This is a genomic window from Micromonospora sp. WMMA2032, from assembly GCF_002688545.1.
Taxonomy (GTDB): Bacteria; Actinomycetota; Actinomycetes; order Mycobacteriales; family Micromonosporaceae; genus Micromonospora; species Micromonospora sediminicola.
In genome coordinates, this window is record NZ_CP024052.1 from 5,669,297 (window position 1) to 5,688,195 (window position 18,899).

Below are 18,899 nucleotides of genomic sequence, written 5' to 3' on the forward strand. Positions count from 1 at the left end.
GCCGAGATCGGAGAGCAGGTGGCGCAGGGCCCGACGGCCCGACCTATGACCGGCACCCCACCTCCCGGCCCGCCCCGTGTGCAGACCAGGATCACGGTCCCCGACCAGAAGATCATGGTTAACCTGCTCGGCGCGGGTGACGAGATCCTGCGACTCGTCGAACGCTCGGTCAACAGCGACGTCCACGTGCGCGGCAACGAGATCACCATCACCGGCGCGCCCGCCGACAACGCCCTCGCCGAGCGCCTCTTCAGTGAGCTGCTCGAACTGATCGAGAAAGGCGAGACCCTGACCACAGACGCCGTCCGGCGTACCGTCGGCATGCTCGAGCAGGGCAGCGCCGAGCGGCCCGCCGAGGTCCTGACGCTCAACATCCTCTCCCGGCGCGGCCGCACCATCCGTCCCAAGACGCTCGGGCAGAAGAAGTACGTCGACGCGATCGACGCGCACACCATCGTCTTCGGCATCGGTCCGGCCGGCACGGGCAAGACCTACCTGGCCATGGCGAAGGCCGTCCAGGCGCTCCAGGCCAAGCAGGTCAACCGGATCATCCTGACCCGGCCGGCCGTCGAGGCGGGCGAGCGGCTGGGCTTCCTGCCCGGCACGCTGAACGAGAAGATCGACCCCTACCTGCGCCCGCTCTACGACGCGCTGCACGACATGCTCGACCCGGAGTCCATCCCGAAGCTGATGGCCGCCGGCACGATCGAGGTCGCCCCGCTGGCATACATGCGCGGAAGGACGTTGAACGACGCGTTCATCATCCTGGACGAGGCGCAGAACACCACGCCCGAGCAGATGAAGATGTTCCTCACCCGGCTCGGCTTCGGTTCCAAGATCGTGGTCACCGGTGACGTCACCCAGGTGGACCTTCCGGGCGGGACGACCAGCGGCCTGCGCGTGGTCCGGGAGATCCTGAACAACGTCGAGGACGTGCACTTCGCCCAGCTCTCCAGCTCCGACGTGGTCCGCCACAAGCTGGTCGGCGACATCGTCGACGCGTACGCCCGCTGGGACGCCGAGCGGGAGAACCAGCAGGCGCAGAGCGTGCACGCCGTGCCGGGGCGGACCGCCCAGGGCGGCCGGGCCGGCCGGCGCCGCTAACCACCAGAGGAAGACAGAGTTGTCCATCGAGATCGCCAACGAGTCCGGTGTCGAGGTCGACACCGACGCCGTGCTCGCCGTGGCCCGGCACGCCCTCGACGAGATGGGGGTCAACCCCCTCGCCGAGTTGTCCGTGCTGCTGGTCGACATCGAATACATGTCGGAGCTGAACCACCGCTGGATGGGTGGCGACGGTCCGACCGACGTGCTCGCGTTCCCCATGGACGAGGGCAGCGTCGACCACGGGCCGGGGGAGAGCGCCCCGGCCGGCGGCGAGCCGGCCCTGCTCGGCGACATCGTGCTCTGCCCGGAGGTGGCGGCCAAGCAGGCGGCCGCCGCCGGGCACTCCGCCGCCGACGAGCTGCACCTGCTCACCGTGCACGGCGTGCTGCACCTGCTCGGCTACGACCACGCCGAGCCTGAGGAGGAGCGGGAGATGTTCGGTCTCCAGGCCCGGCTGCTGGCCAGCTGGCGGTCGACCCGGTCGCGGTGATGGTCACCCTGGCGGCGGTCGGCGCTCCGGCCGGCCTGCCCGATCTTCAACTCCTGGTCTTCGCGGCCGGGCTGGTGGTCCTCGCCGGCCTGATCGCGATGACCGAGGCGGCGCTGGCCGCGGTCTCCCCGGCGCGCGCCGCCGAGTCGGCCCGGGACGGCGCGCGCGGCGCGCGCGCCCTCCAGGCGGTCGCCGGTGACGTGGTACGCCACCTCAACCTCCTGCTCCTGCTGCGCCTGCTGGCCGAGCTGACCGCGACCACCTTGGTCGCGCTGGTGGCGGTGGACACGTTCGGCGCCGGCTGGCGGGCCGCGCTGGTGACCGCCGGCGCGATGACGGTGGTGAGCTTCGTGGTGGTGGGGGTGGCGCCGCGCACGCTGGGCCGGCAGCACGCGTACGCGGTGGGCCGGGCGGTGGCGCCGCTGGTGCGCTGGCTGGGCCGGGCGTTGAACCCGCTGGCCTCGCTGCTGATCCTGATCGGCAACGCGGTCACCCCGGGCAAGGGCTTCCGGGAGGGGCCGTTCGCCACCCAGGTGGAGTTGCGTGAGCTGGTCGACCTGGCCGAGCAGCGCGGCGTGGTGGAGCACGGCGAGCGCCAGATGATCCATTCGGTGTTCGCGCTCGGCGACACCATCGCCCGGGAGGTCATGGTCCCGCGCACCGAGATGGTGTGGATAGAGGAGAGCAAGACGCTGGCGCAGGCGCTGGCGCTCTTCCTGCGCTCCGGTTTCTCCCGCATCCCGGTGATCGGCGAGAACGTCGACGACGTGCTCGGCGTGCTCTACCTGAAGGACCTGATCCGGCGTATCCAGGGCGATCGGGGCGCGCGGGAGATGCCGGTGGCCGAGCTGATGCGCCCGGCGACGTTCGTGCCGGAGTCCAAGCCGGTGGACGACCTGCTCTCGGAGATGCAGGCGGCCCGCAACCACCTGGTGATCGTCGTCGACGAGTACGGCGGCACCGGCGGGCTGGTCACCATCGAGGACATCCTGGAGGAGATCGTCGGCGAGATCACCGACGAGTACGATGTCGAGCGCCCGCCGGTCGAGCACCTGGCGGACGGGGCCGTGCGGGTGACCGCCCGGCTGCCGGTGGAGAATCTGGGCGAGCTGTTCGACACCGAGCTGCCCACCGACGAGGTGGAGACGGTCGGTGGCCTGCTCGCCCAGGCGCTCGGTCGGGTGCCCATCCCGGGCGCCGAGGCCGAGGTGTCCGGCCTGCGGCTGATCGCCGAGGGCACCACCGGCCGGCGCAACCGGATAGACACCGTGCTGGTGAGCCGGGCCGAGCCGGGCGCCGCGTCGGAGGGCGCGGGGCGCGGCGAGCAGTCCGAGTCCCGTGGCGACAACAACCGTTCCGAGGAGAGGCAACCCGCCGATGCCTGAGTCAGCCGCCGTGCCGGCCGCACTGCCCACCCCCGCCGATCCGGCCGAGCTGAGCGCCGAGGACGGCAAGCTCGTCGTCCTGGCCCGGGGCGCGCGGGGCCGGGTGGGGGCCGTGGAGGGCGCGGCGGTCCGCGACCAGGACGGCCGAACGTACGCGGCGGCCAGCGTGGCGCTGCCGTCGCTCACCCTGACCGCGCTCCAGCTGGCGGTGGCGTCGGCGGTGGCGGCCGGTGCGAGCCGGCTGGAGGCGGCGGTGGTGGTGACCGAGGCGTCGACGCTGGACGGGGCCGGGCACGCCGCGGTGCGTGACCTCTCCGCCGACGCGCCGATCCACGTGGCGGCGCCGGACGGTGCGGTCCTCGGCACGGTGGTCGAGTGACCACGGCCCAGGAGCGTCCCTACCGGGCCGGTTTCGCCTGTTTCGTCGGCCGACCGAACGCCGGCAAGTCGACGTTGACCAATGCGATCATCGGCACCAAGATTGCGATCACCTCGAACAAGCCGCAGACCACCCGGCACATCATCCGGGCCGTGCTGCACCGGCCGGAGTCCCAGCTCGTGCTGGTCGACACGCCCGGCCTGCACCGTCCCCGCACGCTGCTCGGCGAGCGCCTCAACGACCTGGTCCGGGAGACCTGGAGCGAGGTCGACGTGATCGGGCTCTGCGTCCCGGCGAACGAGCCGGTCGGCCGGGGTGACCGGTTCATCACCGGCGAGCTGGCCAGCCTGAAGGCCACGGTGCTGGCCGTGGTGACCAAGACCGACCTGGTCGACAAGAAGCGGCTGGCCGAGCAGTTGCTGGCGGTCAGCGAGCTGGGCGAGTTCGCCGCCGTGGTGCCGGTGAGCGCGGTCTCCGGGCACCAGGTGGACACGCTGGTGGACGTGATGACCGGCTACCTGCCGGAGTCGCCGCAGCTCTACCCGGACGACATGCTCACCGACGACCCGGAGCAGGTGCTGGTCGCCGAGCTGGTCCGGGAGGCGGCGCTGGAGGGGGTCCGGGACGAGCTGCCGCACTCCATCGCCGTGGTGGTCGAGGAGATGATCGCCGAGGGCAACCTCACGAAGATCTACGCCGACCTCTACGTGGAGCGGTCGAGCCAGAAGGCCATCGTCATCGGGCACCGCGGCAGTCGACTCAAGCACGTCGGCACCACCGCCCGGCGGCAGATCGAGGAGCTGCTCGGCACCCGGGTCTACCTGGACCTGCACGTCCGGGTGGCGAAGGACTGGCAGCGCGACCCGAAGCAGTTGCGCAAGCTCGGCTTCTGACCGGGACCGGGGCGCGCCCCGGTCCCGAATGATCTGGATCAGTCAGTCCTATGGGACATCTCACGTTCCACGGACGTCGGTGACTGTTTCGCGGCTCGCCGGAGCAGGGTAGGGAACCATGTCCCTGCCCCCGGACACGGCTGCGAGCTGATGCGAAACCGCTACCTCGACCTGCTCCGTTTCCTGGCCATCGTGCGTGTCGTCACCTACCACGTCACCGGCTACGCCACGCTCACGCTGGTGTTCCCGGCGATGGCGGTGATGTTCGCGCTGGCCGGGTCGCTGATGGCCGCCTCGTTGGACCGCACCGGGGTGCCCGCCGTCGGGCGCCGCCTGCGCCGTCTGCTGCCCTCGCTCTGGGTGCTCGCCGCGGTCTTCGTGCCGGCCATGCTGCTCACCGGGCTGCCGCTCACGCCGAAGGTGCTCCTCTGGCTCTTCCCGATCAGCGACCCGCCGGCCAACTACTGGGGCGGGCTGGCGCTGAGCCCGATCTGGTACCTGCGGGACTACCTGTGGTTCGTGCTCGCCTCGCCGCTGGTGCTGTGGCTGTTCCGCCGGGCGCCGCTGCCCACGCTGGCCGCCCCGTACGCGCTGCTGGCGGCGATCGAGTTCGGCGTGCTGGCGAACCCGCCGACCGTGCTGCGCGAGTTCGGCCTCTACTTCGGCGCGTGGCTGCTCGGCTTCGCCCACCACGACGGCCTGCTGCGGCGCATGCGCAACCGGGTGCTGCTGCCGGTCGCCGGGGTCCTCGGCGCCGCCGGCCTGGCCTGGATCGCCACCCACCCGGGTCCGCGCGGCTACGACATCAACGACATCCACCTCGGCAACGCGCTCTGGTCGGCCGCGTTCATCCTGGTGGCGATCGGCCGCGCGCCCACCGGCGCCGACTGGGTCGACCGGGTTCCGGCGCTCGGCCGCGCTGTGACGGTGGTCAACCGGCGGGCGCTGACCGTCTACCTCTGGCACATGCCGTTCGTGGTGGCGCTCACCCCGCTGGTCGGGCTGGTCGGCTGGTCGCCGCGCGACCCGGTCGGCCTGTGGCTGCGGGTGGGACTGGTGTTCGTGCTGGTCGGCGTGGTGACGCTGCTGGTCGGGTGGGTCGAGGACCTGGCCGCCCGGCGTACCCCGGAACTGGTTCCCGGCGGGACCCGGCGGACCGTGGCCGACCGGGCGGCGGCCGCCCCGGCCAGTCCGGCCCCCGCGGGCGCGGCGGGCGGACTGGTCGGCGTCGGGGTCCGGGTGCCGGCGCCCCGCGACGGCGAACGCGTCGCGGAGGGCGCCCGCTGGCTCAGCGCGCGGTGACGGTGACGTTGCCGCTGGTGGCGGAGATGTCGAGCAGCACCGACGCGCCCGGGTCGTTGGTCACGGTGACCTCCGTGTCACCGGACTTCGCGTCCGCCCGCACCCGGTAGCGGCCGTCCGGCACGACCAGGTCGACGTCCCCGCTGGTGGCGTGCAGTCGGGCCGGCGCGGGCTGGTCCAGCTCGACGGTGAGGTTGCCCGAGGTGGCCTCCGCGTCGATCGCGGAGGTGAGCCGGCGGGCCTCGATGTCGCCGGATCGCGCCCGCAGCCGCACCGGGTGGGTCGCCTCCACCAGCCGGATGTTGCCGGAGCTGGTCGCGGCGCGGACCTCACCGGTCGCCCCGCTGACGGTCAGGTCCCCGGAGCTGAGCGTGAACTCCACCGCGCCGACCCCGCTGAGGTCGACGTTGCCCGAGCCGGTGCCGCCGCGCACCGCCACGCCCGGTGGCGCGGTCACCTCCCAGGAGATGCTGCACCGCTGGCCGCAGTCGGTGGGCAGCACCAGCTCGTCGCCCCTGATCTCGTACCGGCTGTTCGGCTCGCCGCCCTGGTAGCGCACCACCCGCTTGATCCGTACCTGGTCGGCGGGGCCGTTGGCGCGGACCATCACGTCCCCCGACCCGCCGTCGTCGACGGTGATCCGGGCGATCTTCGTCCGCTCGGTCTGGTCGTAGTCGAGCCGGCGGAACGACAGGGTGTCACACCCGGCGAGGACGATCAGCGTGGTGGCCGCGGTCGCGGCCACCACGCCACGCGGCGATCGGAGAGCGGTGCGCGGCCGGAACGCCGTTCGGAGCGAAGCCATGGCCAGCACACTAGGGCCGGCCGGGCGGCCGACACATCGGGGATCGCCCGCCGACGCACCCCGAGCCGACCCTGAGATCGCACCCCGAGGGAGAATGGCCTGATGGCCGGGTACCGCCGACAGCTCTACCGCGACGACGCGGTGGTGCTGCGCGTGCAGAAGCTGGGCGAGTCCGACCGGATCATCACGCTGTTCACCCGCCGGCACGGCCGGTTGCGTGCGGTGGCCCGCGGCGTCCGGCGCACCTCCAGCCGCTTCGGCGCCCGGCTGGAGCCGTTCGGGCACGTCGACCTCCAGCTCGCCGGCGACCCCAAGGGCAACCAGGGCAGCTCGCTGCACACCGTCAGCCAGGTCGAGGCGATCGAGCTGTACGGCAAGCGGTTCCTCGGCGACTACCCCCGCTACACGGCGGCCAGCGCGATCGCCGAGACCGCCGAGCGGCTGACCCCGGTGGAGCGGGAACCCTCGCTGCGGCTGTTCCAGCTCACCCTCGGCGCGATGAAGTCCCTCGCCCGCGGCGACCACGCCACCACGCTGGTGCTCGACGCCTACCTGCTGCGGGGCATGGCGTTCGCCGGCTGGGCGCCCGCGCTGAGCGCGTGCGCGGTCTGCGGCGAGCCGGGCCGGCACCGCGCGTTCTCGGTGCCGGCCGGCGGCGCGGTCTGCCCGGACTGCCGACCCCCCGGCGCCGCCCACCCCGCGCCGGCCACGCTGGCGCTGATGTCCGCGCTGACCACCGGCGACTGGGCGTACGCCGACGCCGCCGACAACGGCGTCCGCCGGGAGTGCAGCGGGCTGGTCGCGGCGCACCTCCAGTGGCATCTGGAACGCGCGCTACGCTCGCTGCCGCTGGTCGACCGGGGTGGCCCGGCGACCGGCGCGGTCCCGCCGCCCGACGGGGCGGGACCGGGTGTGGTCCCGCCGCGCGCCGGCTCCGGGCCCGCAGCCGCCGGTGTGAACAGGGAGATGACCGAGTGATCCGATCGACGAGGGCGCGCCGCCGCGAGCCGGTGCCGCCGACCCCGCACCCGTCCGGCGCGCGCCCGCCGGCGTTGCCCGCGGGCGCGCTGCCCCGGCACATCGCCATCGTGATGGACGGCAACGGCCGCTGGGCCAAGGAGCGCGGGCTGCCCCGCACCAAGGGGCACGAGCAGGGCGAGCACAGCCTCTTCGACACCATCGAGGGCGCGATCGAGCTGGGCGTCCCCTACCTGTCGGCGTACGCGTTCTCGACCGAGAACTGGCGGCGCTCGCCGGACGAGGTCCGCTTCCTGATGGGCTTCAACCGCGACGTCATCCGCCGCCGCCGCGACCAGCTCGTCGACCTGGGCGTGCGGGTGGTCTGGTCGGGGCGGGCCGGGCGGCTCTGGAAGAGCGTGATCTCCGAGCTGCAGACCGCCGAGGAGATGTCCCGCGACAACTCGACGCTGACGCTGCAGTTCTGCGTCAACTACGGCGGCCAGGCGGAGATCGCCGACGCCGCCGCCGCGATCGCCCGTGACGTGGCCGCCGGCAAGCTGCACCCGGACAAGGTCACCGAAAAGACGGTGGCCCGCTACCTCTACCACCCCGAGGTGCCCGAGGTCGACCTGTTCCTGCGTCCCTCCGGCGAGCAGCGCATCTCCAACTTCCTGCTCTGGCAGACCGCGTACGCCGAACTGGTCTACCTGGACACGCTCTGGCCCGACTTCGACCGCCGTCACCTCTGGTACGCCTGCGAGCTGTACGCCCAGCGCGACCGACGCTTCGGCGGGGCGCTGCCCAACCCGGTGGCCCCGGGAGTCTGAGGTCACGCTTAGCGACGCGCCGCGCTGGGTACGAGTATCCACAGCAGCCAACGCGGAGGTGAACCACATGATTCAGAAGCGGATCGCGCAGTGGGCGGTCATGGCGGTCGCCGTGCCGCTGGCGGCGGCCGGCGCGCGCCGGCTCAGCCACTCCCTGGAGGCCCGTCGTGGCCCGACCGGGGTGAGCCGCCTGCTGACCAAGGGCGCCGACATGATCCGGCCGCAGAAGGCCAAGCGCCGCCGGTTCTTCTGACCCCGACGGTCGGCCCCGTGCCGGCCGTCCCGCGAACGCCCCGCATCCGGCTTTCCGGCCGGATCGCGGGGCGTTCCGCTTACGATCGGCGCAGGGCGCGCCGCCGGGACGCGCCGCCACGGGGGTGGAGAATGCGCGATCTCCGGTACGAGATGACGGCCGCCCTGGCCGGCGCCGACCTGGTGGAGCCGGGGCGCCGCGAGGCGGTCGCCGAGCTGTGTGCCGGGGTGGCCGAGCGCTGGTGCGCCGACGTCGGACACACCCCGACGGTCCGCTCCGGCGAGATCGGTGAGCTGGCCGCCGGTGAGCCGGCCGCCGACTGGGCCCCCGAACCCGGGTCGGCTCCGACCCACCGCCGTCCGTCGCCCGAGCGGGCGTGGTGAGGCTCAGGCCTCCACTTCGGAGCGGTCGCCCGCCCAGCGGGTGTGGAACGAGCCGTCCCGGTCCACCCGGTGGTAGGTGTGCGCGCCGAAGTTGTCCCGCAGCCCCTGGATCAGGGCGGCCGGCAGCCGCTCGGCGCGCAGCGCGTCGAAGTAGGCCAGCGACGACGCGAAGGCCGGGGCCGGCACACCCGCGCGGGCCGCGTCGGCCACCACCCGTCGCCAGGCCGGGACCCCGGCGCTGACCCGGTCGGCGAACCAGGGGGCGACCAGCAGCGTCGACAGGTCCGGCTCGGCGTCGTACGCCTCCCGGATCCGGTCCAGGAAGCGGGCCCGGATGATGCAGCCGCCGCGCCAGATGGTGGCCGTGCCACCCAGGTCGATGTCCCAGTCGTACTCCCCGCTGCCGGCCCGGATGTGGTCGAAGCCCTGGGCGTACGCGACGATCTTGCTGGCGAGCAGCGCCCGGCGGACGTCCTCGACGAACGCGTCCCGGTCGTCGACCTGCCACTTGTCGCCGGCGTCGGCGAACACCCGGCGGGCGGCCGCACGCTGGTCGGCGTGCCCGGACAGCGACCGGGCGAACGTGGCCTCGGCGATGCCGGTGATCGGGATGCCCAGGTCCAGCGCGCTCTGCACGGTCCAGCGGCCGGTGCCCTTCTGCTCGGCCTGGTCGAGCACCACGTCCACGAACGCCCGGCCGGTGGTGGCGTCGGTGTGGCCGAGCACGTCGGCGGTGATCTCGATGAGGAAGGACTCCAGCTCGCCGCCGTTCCACTCCCGGAAGATCTCCGCGATCTCCGCCGGGCTCGCCGACAGGCCGGCCCGCAACAGGTCGTACGCCTCGGCGATGAGCTGCATGTCGGCGTACTCGATGCCGTTGTGCACCATCTTCACGAAGTGCCCGGCGCCGTCCGGGCCGATGTGCCGGCAGCAGGGCGTCCCCTCGACCTGCGCGGCGATCTTCTCGAAGATCGGTCCCAGCTTGCGGTAGGACTCCGCCGAGCCGCCGGGCATGATGCTCGGGCCGCGCAGCGCGCCCTCCTCGCCGCCGGAGACGCCGGTGCCGACGAAGTGCAGCCCGTGCGCGCGCAGCGCCTCCTCCCGACGGCGGGTGTCGGCAAAGTGCGCGTTGCCGCAGTCGACGACGATGTCCCCCTCCTCCAGCAGCGGGACCAACTCGTCGATCACGGCGTCGGTCGGCGCGCCGGCCTTCACCATCACGATCACCGCACGCGGCCGCTCCAGCGAGCCGACGAAGTCGGCCAGCGACTCGGACGGCACGAAGGTGCCCTCGTCGCCGTGCTCGGCGACCAGGCTGCGGGTGCGTTCCGGCGAGCGGTTGTGCACCGCCACGGCGAAACCGTTGCGGGCCAGGTTCCGGGCCAGGTTGCGACCCATCACCGCCAGACCGGTGACCCCGATCTGCGCCGTCGCCTGTTGTGCCATGCGTACCGCCACCTCTCGTCCTCGCTGCCGTGCTGCGACCGTATCGCGGTCGCCGGGGGAGTGGGCCGGGACGTCGACGCCGGGTGAGTGGCCGGTGGCGGTGCGTTCTGCGGTAATTCGGATGCGCGACCGGTTCGGGGCGGGATAGCCTTCCGGCATGCGTAACTGACGCCCTTCTTCCGAGCCCGGTCCACCGCCGTACGTGCCGTGGACCCGTCCTGCTCCGGGCGTCCGCATCCTCTCCCGCCGCCGTGGTTCGCGGTGTCTGTCGCGGTCGGATCGCACCCGGGGCGTACCCGCTCGGCGCGTCCGTGGTCGGCGCGCCCGCCAGACAGGAGGACCGCGGATGCCCGCGAAGCGCAGCCCGAAGAAGTCCCGCAAGCCGTCGCCGTCGCTGCGGGAGGTGACCCCGAGGGATCTCGACGCGCTCACCGTGGCGCCGTCGACGCCGGTGTCCCTGCCGACGGAGCAGGCCCCGGCGCCGCCCACGGCCGGCCCGCCCGCCGGTCGCCAGGGGCGGGTGACCGGGCGCAGTCAGCGCGCCGGCCAGACCCGCTTCTACGCCTTCCGCCGCAGCTGACCGGCAGAGCCCCGGGCGCGCCCGCGCCCGGGGCTCCACCCTTCCCAACGGCGTCGATCATGAAGTTGGCGGCGACATTCCGGGCACCGAGTGCCGCCAACTTCATGATCGACCACGTGGGGCCGCGCTGGGGTGGGTCAGCCGATGAGAGGGCGGAAGGTGCCGAGGAGGATGCTCGTGGTCAGGGCGGCGCCGGCCAGGAGCGCGGCGGTGACCACCAGCAGGGCGTCGGCCGGGGTGAAGTGCTGCCGCCGGGCCACCGTGCGCGGGGTCCCGGCGTCGAAGCCCCGTGCGTCCATCGCCACGGCCAGCCGGGTACCCCGCCGGATCGCGCCGACCAGCAGCGCGAACGCGGTCGACGCGAACAGCCGCAGCTTCGCCAGCGGGTTCCGGCCGGCGTCCACGCCCCGGGCCCGGCGGGCCATGCTGATCATCCGCCACTCCTGTTCCAGCAGCGGGACCATCCGGAACGCGGCCAGCGCGCCGATGGCGAACCGGGCCGGCGCCTTCGCGTTCTGGATCAGCGCGTCGGCCAGCTCGGTCGGATCGGTGGTGGCGAAGACGACGATCCCGGGCAGCGCCACCGCGAGCATGCGCAGCACCAGGCCCAGCGCGGTGACCAGCACACCCTGGGTGACCAGCACCGGGCCGGCGTCGAGCAGCACCGGACCGGACCGGTCGGCGGCGAAGAGCACCAGCGTGACCAGGATGCCCACGGCTCCGGCCAGCAGCGGCCAGGCCCGCCGGGCCAGCACCCGGTAGCGGACGCCGAACAGCGGCAGCACCGCCAGCTCGATCGCGATGGCGATGGCCGGCGCGACCGGGTCCAGCGTCGCCACCAGCACGAGCGTGAAGACCAGCGCGGCGGCCACCTTCGCCACCGGGTTGCGCCGCGCCAGCGGGGCGTCGGGCGCCGCGACCGGTTCGAGATCGATCACGGCGTGCCCGCCCCTCGCCGCGGAGGCGGCGACTGTCCGTCCGCGCCGGGACGCGTCGGAGGTGACGGTGGTCCGTCCGCGCCGGGACGGCCGACTGACTCGCTGGCGCCGTGGCCGCCCGGCGGTGAGCCGACGGGATCCGGCGGACCGGCGGACCCGGCAGTGCGCGTCCGGTCGGGGTCCGCGGACGGGCGGTCCAGGGTGAGCGTCCGGTCGGCCAGCGCGGCGACGAAGTCCGCGTCGTGCGTCACCGCGACCACGCCGTGGCCGGCGTCGCGCAACTCGGCGAGCAGGTCGACCAGCTCCAGCCAGGTCCGCCGGTCCTGGCCGAACGTGGGTTCGTCGCAGATCAGCAGGCGGGGCGCGGTGGCCAGGGCGGTCGCCACGCTCAGCCGCCGCGCCTCGCCGCCCGAGAGGGTGTACGGATTGGCGCCGGCCAACCGGTCCAGTCGCAGCCGGTGCAGCAGCGCGTCCACGGTGTCGGTGACGTCCGCCTCGGACCGGCCGGTACGGCGTGGGCCGAGCGCCAACTCGTCCCGCACCGTGCCGGTGACGAACTGGTGCTCCGGGTCCTGGAACACCGAACCGATCCGGCGTGCCAGCGCGGGTGCCCGCCAGCGGTACGGGGGAGTGCGCGCGTCCCGGCCGGCCAGCTCGGCGGAGGCGGTGAGCGCGCCGGTCCCGGGGCGCAGCAGGCCGCCGAGGAGCAGTGCCAGCGTGGACTTGCCGGCGCCGTTGGGGCCGAGGACGGCGAGTGCCTCGCCGGCGCGTACCCGAAGGTCGGTGGGGGCCAGCCGGGGCGGCAGGCCGAGCCGGTCGGCGGCGAGCAGCACGTCGCCGGGCGGTGTGGTGGCGTGCCGCGGCGGGACGGTGTGTCCGGGCACCCAGACCCCGGCGGCGGCCAGCGCGTCGCCGTGCGCGGCGAAGACCGTCTCGGGCGGTCCGTCGGCCCGCACCCCGCCGCCGGGCTCCAGCACCACCACGCGGTCGACCAGCGGCAGCGCCTCGGCCACCCGGTGCTCCACCAGGATCAGCGTGGTGTCCGGGTCGAGCGCGTCCGCGACGGCCCGGCGGATCAGGGTGGCGCCGGTAGGGTCGAGGTTGGCGGTGGGCTCGTCCAGCAGCAGCAGCCCGGGGCGCAGCGCGAGCGTCCCGGCCAGGGCGAGGCGTTGCTGCTCGCCCCCGCTGAGCGCGGCGGTGGGGCGATCCCGGGGGTAGGGGAAGCCGACCCGGCGCAGTGCCTCGTCCACCCGGGGCCAGATCTCCTCGGCGGGTACGCCCCGGTTCTCCAGCCCGAACGCGACGTCGTCGCCCGAGCGGGCCATCACCAGCTGGGTCTCCGGGTCCTGGAAGACCACGCCGACGCGTTCGCGGGCCTTGCGCGGGTCCAGCCCGTCGATCTCGACGGTGCCCTCCTGCTCGCCGGAGTCCTCGGGGAGCAGCCCGGCCAGCGCCGCCAGCAGGGTGCTCTTGCCCGCCCCCGATGCCCCGAGCAGCAGCACTCGCTCCCCGCTCTCGACGCGCAGGTCGACCCCGCGGAGAGCCCACCGCTTCCGACCCCCGTGCCGCCACCCGAACCCGCGCAGCACCACCCCGCTCACCGTCCCACCCCCTCCCCAGCCTCGGTGATCAAGGAGTTCGCGTCAGGGATATCGCCCGCCGCCGACGCGAACTCCTTGATCAACAGGGCGGCGGACCGGTCAGACCAGGGCGCGGTCGCGGCCGGCGGGGAAGCGGTCCAGGACGCCGGTGTTCGCCAGGGCCCGGGTGAGCAGGTGCGCGCCGAGGCCGGCCACGACGGTGGCGCTGACGATCGTGATCAGGGCGTAGGGGATGCGGTAGGAGGTCAGCTCGTAGGCCTTGTTCCAGTAGACGAAGTCGAAGATCGCCGCGCCCAGGCCGGTCAGCGCCCCGGCCAGCACCGCCACCGGCAGCCGGAACGAGCGGTAGCGGAACGCGGCGAACGCCAGCTCGGCGCCGATGCCCTGCATCAGGCCCTGGAGGATCACGATGCTCGCCCACTGGCTGCCCAGCAGCGCGGAGACGATCGCGGCGACGGTCTCGCAGTAGAGCGCCGCGCCCGGCTTGCGGATGATCAGGCCGGCGAGCACCGCCGGGATCAGCCAGACGCCGTAGAGCAGCGCCTGCGCCGGCGGGAAGAACGCGAACGCCGCGTCGGTGGCGCTCCAGAGCAGGCCCCAGGCCCAGAAGACGACGCCGAAGGCGACGGCGATCACCGAGGCGACGACGATGTCGACCGTACGCCAGCGGTTGCTGTCGGTGTGGCTCATGACGGACTCCCAGTTCAGATGAGGAACCAGGAGAAGACGCACGCCGCGCCCGGAACGCCCGGACGGCGGCGCGGCTGGAGGTCGACCGAACTCCCTGCGCTGGCATTACCCAGATCAGGTTCGAGGGTCTGCGGGCCTCGGCCCGCACTCTCAGCGCTGTGCGCTCCCCTGTCGGATGTGAAGTTGTCTCGTCGCAGACGCTAGCACCGTCGCCTGCCCCGGGCCCAGCAGGGCAACTGTCGGCTACGGTGGCGATCATGCGGGTGAAGGCGCGGGGACTGACGTTCGAGGTACGCACCGGCGGCCCCGCGGACGGCGACCCGGTCCTGCTGCTGCACGGCTTCCCGCAGCACTCCGGCGAATGGGACGCGGTCACGCCCGCGCTGCACGCGGCCGGGCTGCGCACGTACGCGCTGGACCAGCGCGGCTACTCGCCCGGCGCGCGGCCGACCGCCGTCGAGGCGTACCGGATCCCGGAGCTGGTGGCCGACGCGGCCGGCGTGCTGGACGCGCTCGGGGTGACCCGGGCGCACCTGGTCGGCCACGACTGGGGCGCGATCGTGGCCTGGGGGCTGGCGGCGGCGCACCCGGAGCGGGTGCGGACGCTGACCGCGGTCTCGGTGCCGCACCCGGCGGCGATGGGCCACGCGCTCGCCACCGACCCCCGGCAGAAGGCGAAGTCCGCCTACATCGCGCTGTTCCGGATGCCGGGCAAGGCGGAGAAGGTGCTGCTGGCGCTGCGCGGCGCCGCGCTGCGGCGGCTGCTCGGCGGGGTGGGGGACGCCGACGCGGTGGCCCGCTACGCCGAGCCGATGCGCGAGCCGGAGGCGCTCACCGCGGCGCTCAACTGGTACCGGGCGATGAGCGGGACGGACATGAAGGCCGTCGGAGCGGTGGGCGTGCCGACCACGTACGTCTGGAGCGACCGGGACGTGGCGATCGGCCGGACGGCCGCCGAGGCGTGCGCGGCGCACGTCACCGGGGACTACCGCTTCCTGGTGCTCGACGGCGTCAGCCACTGGATCCCCGACGAGGCGCCCGGCCCGCTGGCCGCCGCGATCCTCGCCCGGTGCACAGGAGCGGAGGAAGCATGACGGTGAGCGCCGAGGACTACCTGGCGGTGGTGACCGAGACGATGGGCCGGGTGGCTGCCGAGCAACGGCGGAACGTGGCCGCGGCGGCCGACCTGATCGCCACGGCGCTGCGCGCCGACGCGGTGGTGCACGCCTTCGGCACCGGGCACTCCGAGGCGCTCGCCATGGAGATCGCCGGAAGGGCCGGCGGGCTGGTCCCCACCAACCGGATCGCGCTGCGTGACCTGGTGCTGCGGGGCGGGGAGCCGGCCGACGTGCTCGGCCCGAAGCTGGAACGTGAGCCGGCCGTGGCGCACCGCCTCTACGAGCTGGCCCCGATCCGGCCGCAGGACGTGTTCGTGCTGGCCTCCAACTCGGGCGTGAACGGGGCGATGGTGGAGTTCGCCGCGATCGTGAAGGAGCGCGGGCACGGGCTGGTGGCGATCACCTCGGCCCAGCACTCGGCCCGGATGACGTCCCGGCACCCGTCCGGCCGCAAGCTCGCCGACTTCGCCGACGTGGTGCTGGACAACGGTGCCCCGTACGGCGACGCGACGCTGCCGCTGCCCGGCGGCGGCGCGGTCGGCGCGGTCTCCTCGATCACCGCGGCGCTGCTGGCCCAGCAGATCGTCGCCGAGGTGGTGGCCCGGCTGCTGGCCGCCGGCGAACGGCCGCCGGTCTACCTTTCCGCCAACATCAGCGGCGGCGACGAGCACAATGCGGAGTTGGAGGCACGGTACGAGGGCCGCATCCGCCGCGGAGCGTGAAGCGCGAGGAGTGAGCCGGGGTTGCGAGCCCCGCAGTCGCGAACCAGCTGGCACTGTGAAGCGCGAGGAGTGAGCCGGGGTTGCGAGCCCCGCAGTCGCGAACCAGCGAGGGCCGTGAGGGCGTTTCGCGATCACTCGGGCGGGGCACTGGCGGTGCTGCCGGCGGGCGTTCACCCGCCGGCCGTGCCGTCTTCACCGGAGGTTCGCGAGTTGTCCAAGGAATCCGAGAAGCAGCGCTGGCAGCGCAACTTCGCCGACCTGCTGCAGGAGCTGCGCGTCGCGCAGACCGGCGTGCAGATCCTGTTCGCCTTCCTGCTGACGATGCCGTTCAGCAACGCCTTCACCCGGACCACCGAGTTCCAGCGCGACGTCTACATCGTGGCGCTGCTGGCCGCGGCGGCCGCCGCCGCGATGATCATCTCGCCGGTCGCGTTCCACCGCGCGTTGTTCCGCCAGGGACGCAAGCCGGAGCTGGTCCGGTTCGCCCACCGGATGGCCTCCGGCGGCCTGTTCTTCATGCTGATCGCGATGGTCAGCGCGGTCCTGCTGGTCACCGACTTCGTGCTGCCCCGGCCGGTCGCGTTCGTGCTCAGCGCGGTCACCGGGATCTGGTTCCTGACCTTCTGGGCCATCCTGCCGTTCGCCCGGCGCAACTGGGGTGAGGACGACATCGACGACGAGGACGACGACCCGCGGACGCTGTCCGGCGACTGACGGTCCGCCAAATCGGGCGTGCACGCGACGCTACCCCTGGGTAACACCCGGGGGTAGCGTCGTTTTCGTCGAGCGCGTCGACCGCAGCCGGACCGACCATCCAGGAGGCAGCCGTGACCACGACACAGAACAGCCGGCCCGAGTCCGCCGACGGCGCCGGGCCGCTGCCCGCCGAGGCGGGCCAGGTCTCCGAGAAGGAGGCCCGCCAGGTCGCCGAGGCGGCCCGCGAGGCTGCCTGGGACCGGCCCAGTTTCGGCAAGGAGCTGTTCCTCGGCCGGTTCCGGCTCGACCTGATCAATCCCTGGCCCCGGTCCGATCCGGACGACGTGGCCCGCGCCGAGGAGTTCCTCGGCGCGTTCGGGGCCTACCTCAGGTCTGAGGTGGACGGCGCGGCGATCGAGCGCGACGCGCGCATCCCCGACGAGGTGTTCCACGGGATGGCCGGGCTCGGCGCGTTCGGCATGAAGATCGACCGGAGGTACGGCGGGCTCGGGCTGAGCAACCTGCACTACTGCCGGGCGTTGATGCTCGCCGGATCGGTGAGTCCGGCGATCGGCGCGCTGCTCTCCGCGCACCAGTCGATCGGTGTGCCGCAGCCGCTGAAGATGTTCGGCACGCCCGAGCAGAAGGAACGCTTCCTGCCCCGGCTGGCCGCCGGCGAGGTCTCCGCGTTCCTGCTCACCGAGCCGGACGTCGGCTCCGACCCGGCCCGGCTGGCCACCACCGCCGAGCCCACCTCCGACGGCACCGGCTACCGGCTCAACGGGGTGAAGCTCTGGGCCACCAACGGCACGGTCGCCACCCTGCTGGTGGTGATGGCCCGGGTGCCGGCGGCGGAGGGGCGGCGGGGCGGCATCACCGCGTTCGTGGTGGAGGGCGACAGCGACGGCATCACGGTGGAGCGGCGCAACGCCTTCGTGGGGCTGCGCGGCCTGGAGAACAGCCTCACCCGGTTCCACGACGTCTTCGTGCCGAAGGAGAACGTGATCGGCGGCGAGGGCAAGGGGCTCAAGATCGCCCTGACCACGCTGAACACCGGGCGGCTCTCGCTGCCGGCGATGTGCGTCGGCGCCGGCAAATGGGCGCTCAACGTGGCCCGGGAGTGGGCCGCCGACCGGGTCCAGTGGGGCCGGCCGGTCGGTGAGCACGAGGCGGTGGCGAAGAAGCTGTCCTTCATCGCCGCCACCACGTACGGCATGGAGTCGATGCTCGACCTGTCCTGCCTGCTCGCCGATGACGACCGCAACGACATCCGGATCGAGGCGGCGCTGGTCAAGCTCTACGCCAGCGAGATGGCCTGGCGGATCGCCGACGAGCTGATCCAGATCCGGGGCGGGCGCGGCTACGAGACGGCCGACTCGCTGGCCGCCCGGGGCGAACGTCCGGCCGCGGTCGAGCAGCTGCTGCGCGACCTGCGGATCAACCGGATCTTCGAGGGCTCCACCGAGATCATGCACCTGCTGATCGCCCGGGAGGCGGTCGACGCGCACCTCTCGGTCGCCGGCGACATCATCGACCCGGACGCGGGGCTGGGCCGTAAGGCGAAGGCCGGCGCACGGGCCGGCGCCTTCTACGCGAGGTGGCTGCCCACGCTGGCCGTCGGCCGGGGCCAGGCGCCCGGGGCGTACCAGGAGTTCGGGCCGCTGGCCGGGCACCTGCGGCACGTCGAGCGGACCTCGCGCAAGCTGGCCCGCTCCACCTTCTACGCGATGTCCCGCTGGCAGGGGAAGATGGAGCGCAAGCAGGCGTTCCTCGGCCGGGTGGTGGACATCGGCGCCGAGCTGTTCGCGATGTCCGCGGTCTGCGTCCGGGCCTACGCCGAGCTGGCCGAACACCCGGAGAACGTCGAGCTGGCCGACCTGTTCTGCCGCCAGGCCCGGCTGCGCGTCGACGAGCTGTTCACCGGCCTCTGGTCGAACACCGACTCGGTCGACGTGGCCGCCGCGAAGCGGATCGTCGCCGGCCGGTACGCCTCGCTGGAGACCGGGGTGGTCACCCCGCCCTCCGACCTGCCCTGGGTGGCCCGGTGGCAGCCCGGCCCGTCCACCGCCGAGGACGTCCGCCGCCGCCTGTAAGGAAGGGCCCCCTGTTAACGCGTCCGGTAGAGGAAGGGACCCCTCTTAACAGCCGCTCAACCGCGGGCGATCGCCCACGCGATCACCGCCGCCAGGATCAGGCCGTTGAGGGCGGCCAACACCAGGTACGCCGAAGGCGGGATCTTGCGACCCTTACGGACGAAACTCACCAGCACGCCCGCGTAGCCCAGCAGCAGCACGGCGACGACGATCAGGAAGTACAGCACCGGC

The 18,899-nt window shown here is 73.4% G+C and carries 21 protein-coding genes and 1 riboswitch; of the genes, 15 read left to right on the plus strand and 6 right to left on the minus strand.

The window, feature by feature from the left end; translation table 11 throughout:
• The first annotated feature begins 45 nt into the window (after positions 1–45).
• The 6 genes from CO540_RS26360 (at position 46) to CO540_RS26385 (ending at position 5,556) form a co-directional block, all read left to right on the plus strand.
• A complete protein-coding gene (locus tag CO540_RS26360; RefSeq protein WP_099164027.1) occupies positions 46–1,104 on the plus strand; it encodes a PhoH family protein in 1,059 nt (352 codons plus the stop codon).
• A 19-nt stretch (positions 1,105–1,123) separates the two neighbouring features.
• Complete coding sequence (gene ybeY / locus CO540_RS26365) at positions 1,124–1,597, plus strand: rRNA maturation RNase YbeY (protein ID WP_091572065.1); 474 nt, start codon at positions 1,124–1,126, stop codon at positions 1,595–1,597.
• Positions 1,573–2,982, plus strand: coding sequence for a hemolysin family protein (locus CO540_RS26370; RefSeq protein ID WP_172968078.1), 1,410 nt, complete (start codon positions 1,573–1,575; stop codon positions 2,980–2,982). Before ybeY ends, CO540_RS26370 begins: the two co-directional genes overlap by 25 nt.
• A complete protein-coding gene (locus tag CO540_RS26375; protein WP_091071324.1) occupies positions 2,975–3,361 on the plus strand; it encodes a cytidine deaminase in 387 nt (128 codons plus the stop codon). The genes CO540_RS26370 and CO540_RS26375 overlap by 8 nt, the downstream gene beginning before the upstream one ends.
• Complete coding sequence (gene era / locus CO540_RS26380) at positions 3,358–4,254, plus strand: GTPase Era (RefSeq protein WP_099164029.1); 897 nt, start codon at positions 3,358–3,360, stop codon at positions 4,252–4,254. Before CO540_RS26375 ends, era begins: the two co-directional genes overlap by 4 nt.
• 150 nt (positions 4,255–4,404) lie before the next feature.
• Positions 4,405–5,556, plus strand: a complete 1,152-nt coding sequence (locus CO540_RS26385; protein ID WP_099164030.1) for an acyltransferase — start codon at positions 4,405–4,407, stop codon at positions 5,554–5,556.
• On the opposite strand, the gene CO540_RS26390 is transcribed toward CO540_RS26385, so the two are convergent.
• Positions 5,543–6,361: a DUF4097 family beta strand repeat-containing protein gene (locus CO540_RS26390; protein ID WP_253866204.1), complete on the minus strand. Its 819-nt coding sequence runs from the start codon at positions 6,359–6,361 to the stop codon at positions 5,543–5,545. The two genes, CO540_RS26385 and CO540_RS26390, sit on opposite strands and share 14 nt — an antisense overlap.
• Before the next feature lie 102 nt (positions 6,362–6,463).
• Here CO540_RS26390 and recO point away from each other — a divergent pair, with 102 nt between their 5' ends.
• The 4 genes from recO to CO540_RS26410 all read left to right on the plus strand — a co-directional run bounded on the left by recO (position 6,464) and on the right by CO540_RS26410 (position 8,784).
• Positions 6,464–7,339 (plus strand): DNA repair protein RecO, encoded by an 876-nt coding sequence (gene recO, locus CO540_RS26395; RefSeq protein ID WP_098746932.1) that lies wholly within the window; start codon positions 6,464–6,466, stop codon positions 7,337–7,339.
• The gene (locus tag CO540_RS26400; protein WP_099164032.1) at positions 7,336–8,148 is read left to right on the plus strand and encodes an isoprenyl transferase; all 813 of its coding nucleotides are present in this window, start codon (positions 7,336–7,338) and stop codon (positions 8,146–8,148) included. Before recO ends, CO540_RS26400 begins: the two co-directional genes overlap by 4 nt.
• A 67-nt stretch (positions 8,149–8,215) precedes the next feature.
• Positions 8,216–8,401 carry a hypothetical protein gene (locus CO540_RS26405; RefSeq protein ID WP_098746930.1) on the plus strand — a complete coding sequence of 62 codons (186 nt, stop codon included), beginning with the start codon at positions 8,216–8,218 and terminating at the stop codon, positions 8,399–8,401.
• A 131-nt stretch (positions 8,402–8,532) separates the two neighbouring features.
• The gene (locus tag CO540_RS26410) at positions 8,533–8,784 is read left to right on the plus strand and encodes a thioredoxin reductase (RefSeq protein ID WP_099164033.1); all 252 of its coding nucleotides are present in this window, start codon (positions 8,533–8,535) and stop codon (positions 8,782–8,784) included.
• A gap of 3 nt (positions 8,785–8,787) precedes the next feature.
• Here the strand turns inward: CO540_RS26410 and gndA are convergent, their stop codons facing one another.
• Entirely contained in the window at positions 8,788–10,230 is a 1,443-nt protein-coding gene (gene gndA, locus CO540_RS26415; protein WP_099164034.1) for an NADP-dependent phosphogluconate dehydrogenase, read from the minus strand.
• Between the two features lie 346 nt (positions 10,231–10,576).
• Between gndA and CO540_RS26420 the strand changes: the two genes are divergently transcribed.
• On the plus strand, positions 10,577–10,810 hold the full coding sequence (locus CO540_RS26420; protein ID WP_091572098.1) for a hypothetical protein: 234 nt from the start codon (positions 10,577–10,579) through the stop codon (positions 10,808–10,810).
• A gap of 137 nt (positions 10,811–10,947) precedes the next feature.
• On the opposite strand, the gene CO540_RS26425 is transcribed toward CO540_RS26420, so the two are convergent.
• The 3 genes from CO540_RS26425 to CO540_RS26435 form a co-directional block, all read right to left on the minus strand.
• Positions 10,948–11,748, minus strand: coding sequence for an energy-coupling factor transporter transmembrane protein EcfT (locus CO540_RS26425; RefSeq protein WP_099164035.1), 801 nt, complete (start codon positions 11,746–11,748; stop codon positions 10,948–10,950).
• Positions 11,745–13,349 (minus strand): ABC transporter ATP-binding protein, encoded by a 1,605-nt coding sequence (locus CO540_RS26430; RefSeq protein WP_253866206.1) that lies wholly within the window; start codon positions 13,347–13,349, stop codon positions 11,745–11,747. Before CO540_RS26430 ends, CO540_RS26425 begins: the two co-directional genes overlap by 4 nt.
• Positions 13,350–13,448: 99 nt before the next feature.
• Positions 13,449–14,039 (minus strand): ECF transporter S component, encoded by a 591-nt coding sequence (locus CO540_RS26435; RefSeq protein ID WP_091572107.1) that lies wholly within the window; start codon positions 14,037–14,039, stop codon positions 13,449–13,451.
• A 73-nt stretch (positions 14,040–14,112) separates the two neighbouring features.
• A riboswitch (TPP riboswitch) is annotated at positions 14,113–14,219 on the minus strand.
• Between the two features lie 77 nt (positions 14,220–14,296).
• Between CO540_RS26435 and CO540_RS26440 the strand changes: the two genes are divergently transcribed.
• From CO540_RS26440 to CO540_RS26455, 4 genes are all read left to right on the plus strand, one after another.
• On the plus strand, positions 14,297–15,133 hold the full coding sequence (locus CO540_RS26440; RefSeq protein ID WP_099164954.1) for an alpha/beta fold hydrolase: 837 nt from the start codon (positions 14,297–14,299) through the stop codon (positions 15,131–15,133).
• The gene (locus CO540_RS26445; protein WP_099164036.1) at positions 15,130–15,879 is read left to right on the plus strand and encodes a sugar isomerase domain-containing protein; all 750 of its coding nucleotides are present in this window, start codon (positions 15,130–15,132) and stop codon (positions 15,877–15,879) included. The genes CO540_RS26440 and CO540_RS26445 overlap by 4 nt, the downstream gene beginning before the upstream one ends.
• Positions 15,880–16,089: 210 nt before the next feature.
• Positions 16,090–16,593, plus strand: a complete 504-nt coding sequence (locus tag CO540_RS26450) for a DUF6328 family protein (protein WP_099164037.1) — start codon at positions 16,090–16,092, stop codon at positions 16,591–16,593.
• 113 nt (positions 16,594–16,706) lie between these two features.
• Entirely contained in the window at positions 16,707–18,668 is a 1,962-nt protein-coding gene (locus tag CO540_RS26455) for an acyl-CoA dehydrogenase family protein (RefSeq protein ID WP_099164038.1), read from the plus strand.
• Positions 18,669–18,724: 56 nt separating this feature from the next.
• Here the strand turns inward: CO540_RS26455 and CO540_RS30485 are convergent, their stop codons facing one another.
• Positions 18,725–18,895 carry a hypothetical protein gene (locus CO540_RS30485; RefSeq protein WP_172967943.1) on the minus strand — a complete coding sequence of 57 codons (171 nt, stop codon included), beginning with the start codon at positions 18,893–18,895 and terminating at the stop codon, positions 18,725–18,727.
• Positions 18,896–18,899: the final 4 nt, after the last annotated feature.

Bases quoted from the DNA above. Each gene is read 5' to 3' on its own strand.
- CO540_RS26360 (WP_099164027.1), top strand. From the start codon at position 46: ATGACCGGCACCCCACCTCCCGGCCCGCCCCGTGTGCAGACCAGGATC.
- CO540_RS26375 (WP_091071324.1), top strand. From the start codon at position 2,975: ATGCCTGAGTCAGCCGCCGTGCCGGCCGCACTGCCCACCCCCGCCGAT.
- CO540_RS26385 (WP_099164030.1), top strand. From the start codon at position 4,405: ATGCGAAACCGCTACCTCGACCTGCTCCGTTTCCTGGCCATCGTGCGT.
- CO540_RS26390 (WP_253866204.1), bottom strand. From the start codon at position 6,361: ATGGCTTCGCTCCGAACGGCGTTCCGGCCGCGCACCGCTCTCCGATCG.
- recO (WP_098746932.1), top strand. From the start codon at position 6,464: ATGGCCGGGTACCGCCGACAGCTCTACCGCGACGACGCGGTGGTGCTG.
- CO540_RS26405 (WP_098746930.1), top strand. From the start codon at position 8,216: ATGATTCAGAAGCGGATCGCGCAGTGGGCGGTCATGGCGGTCGCCGTG.
- CO540_RS26410 (WP_099164033.1), top strand. From the start codon at position 8,533: ATGCGCGATCTCCGGTACGAGATGACGGCCGCCCTGGCCGGCGCCGAC.
- gndA (WP_099164034.1), bottom strand. From the start codon at position 10,230: ATGGCACAACAGGCGACGGCGCAGATCGGGGTCACCGGTCTGGCGGTG.
- CO540_RS26420 (WP_091572098.1), top strand. From the start codon at position 10,577: ATGCCCGCGAAGCGCAGCCCGAAGAAGTCCCGCAAGCCGTCGCCGTCG.
- CO540_RS26435 (WP_091572107.1), bottom strand. From the start codon at position 14,039: ATGAGCCACACCGACAGCAACCGCTGGCGTACGGTCGACATCGTCGTC.
- CO540_RS26440 (WP_099164954.1), top strand. From the start codon at position 14,297: ATGCGGGTGAAGGCGCGGGGACTGACGTTCGAGGTACGCACCGGCGGC.
- CO540_RS26445 (WP_099164036.1), top strand. From the start codon at position 15,130: ATGACGGTGAGCGCCGAGGACTACCTGGCGGTGGTGACCGAGACGATG.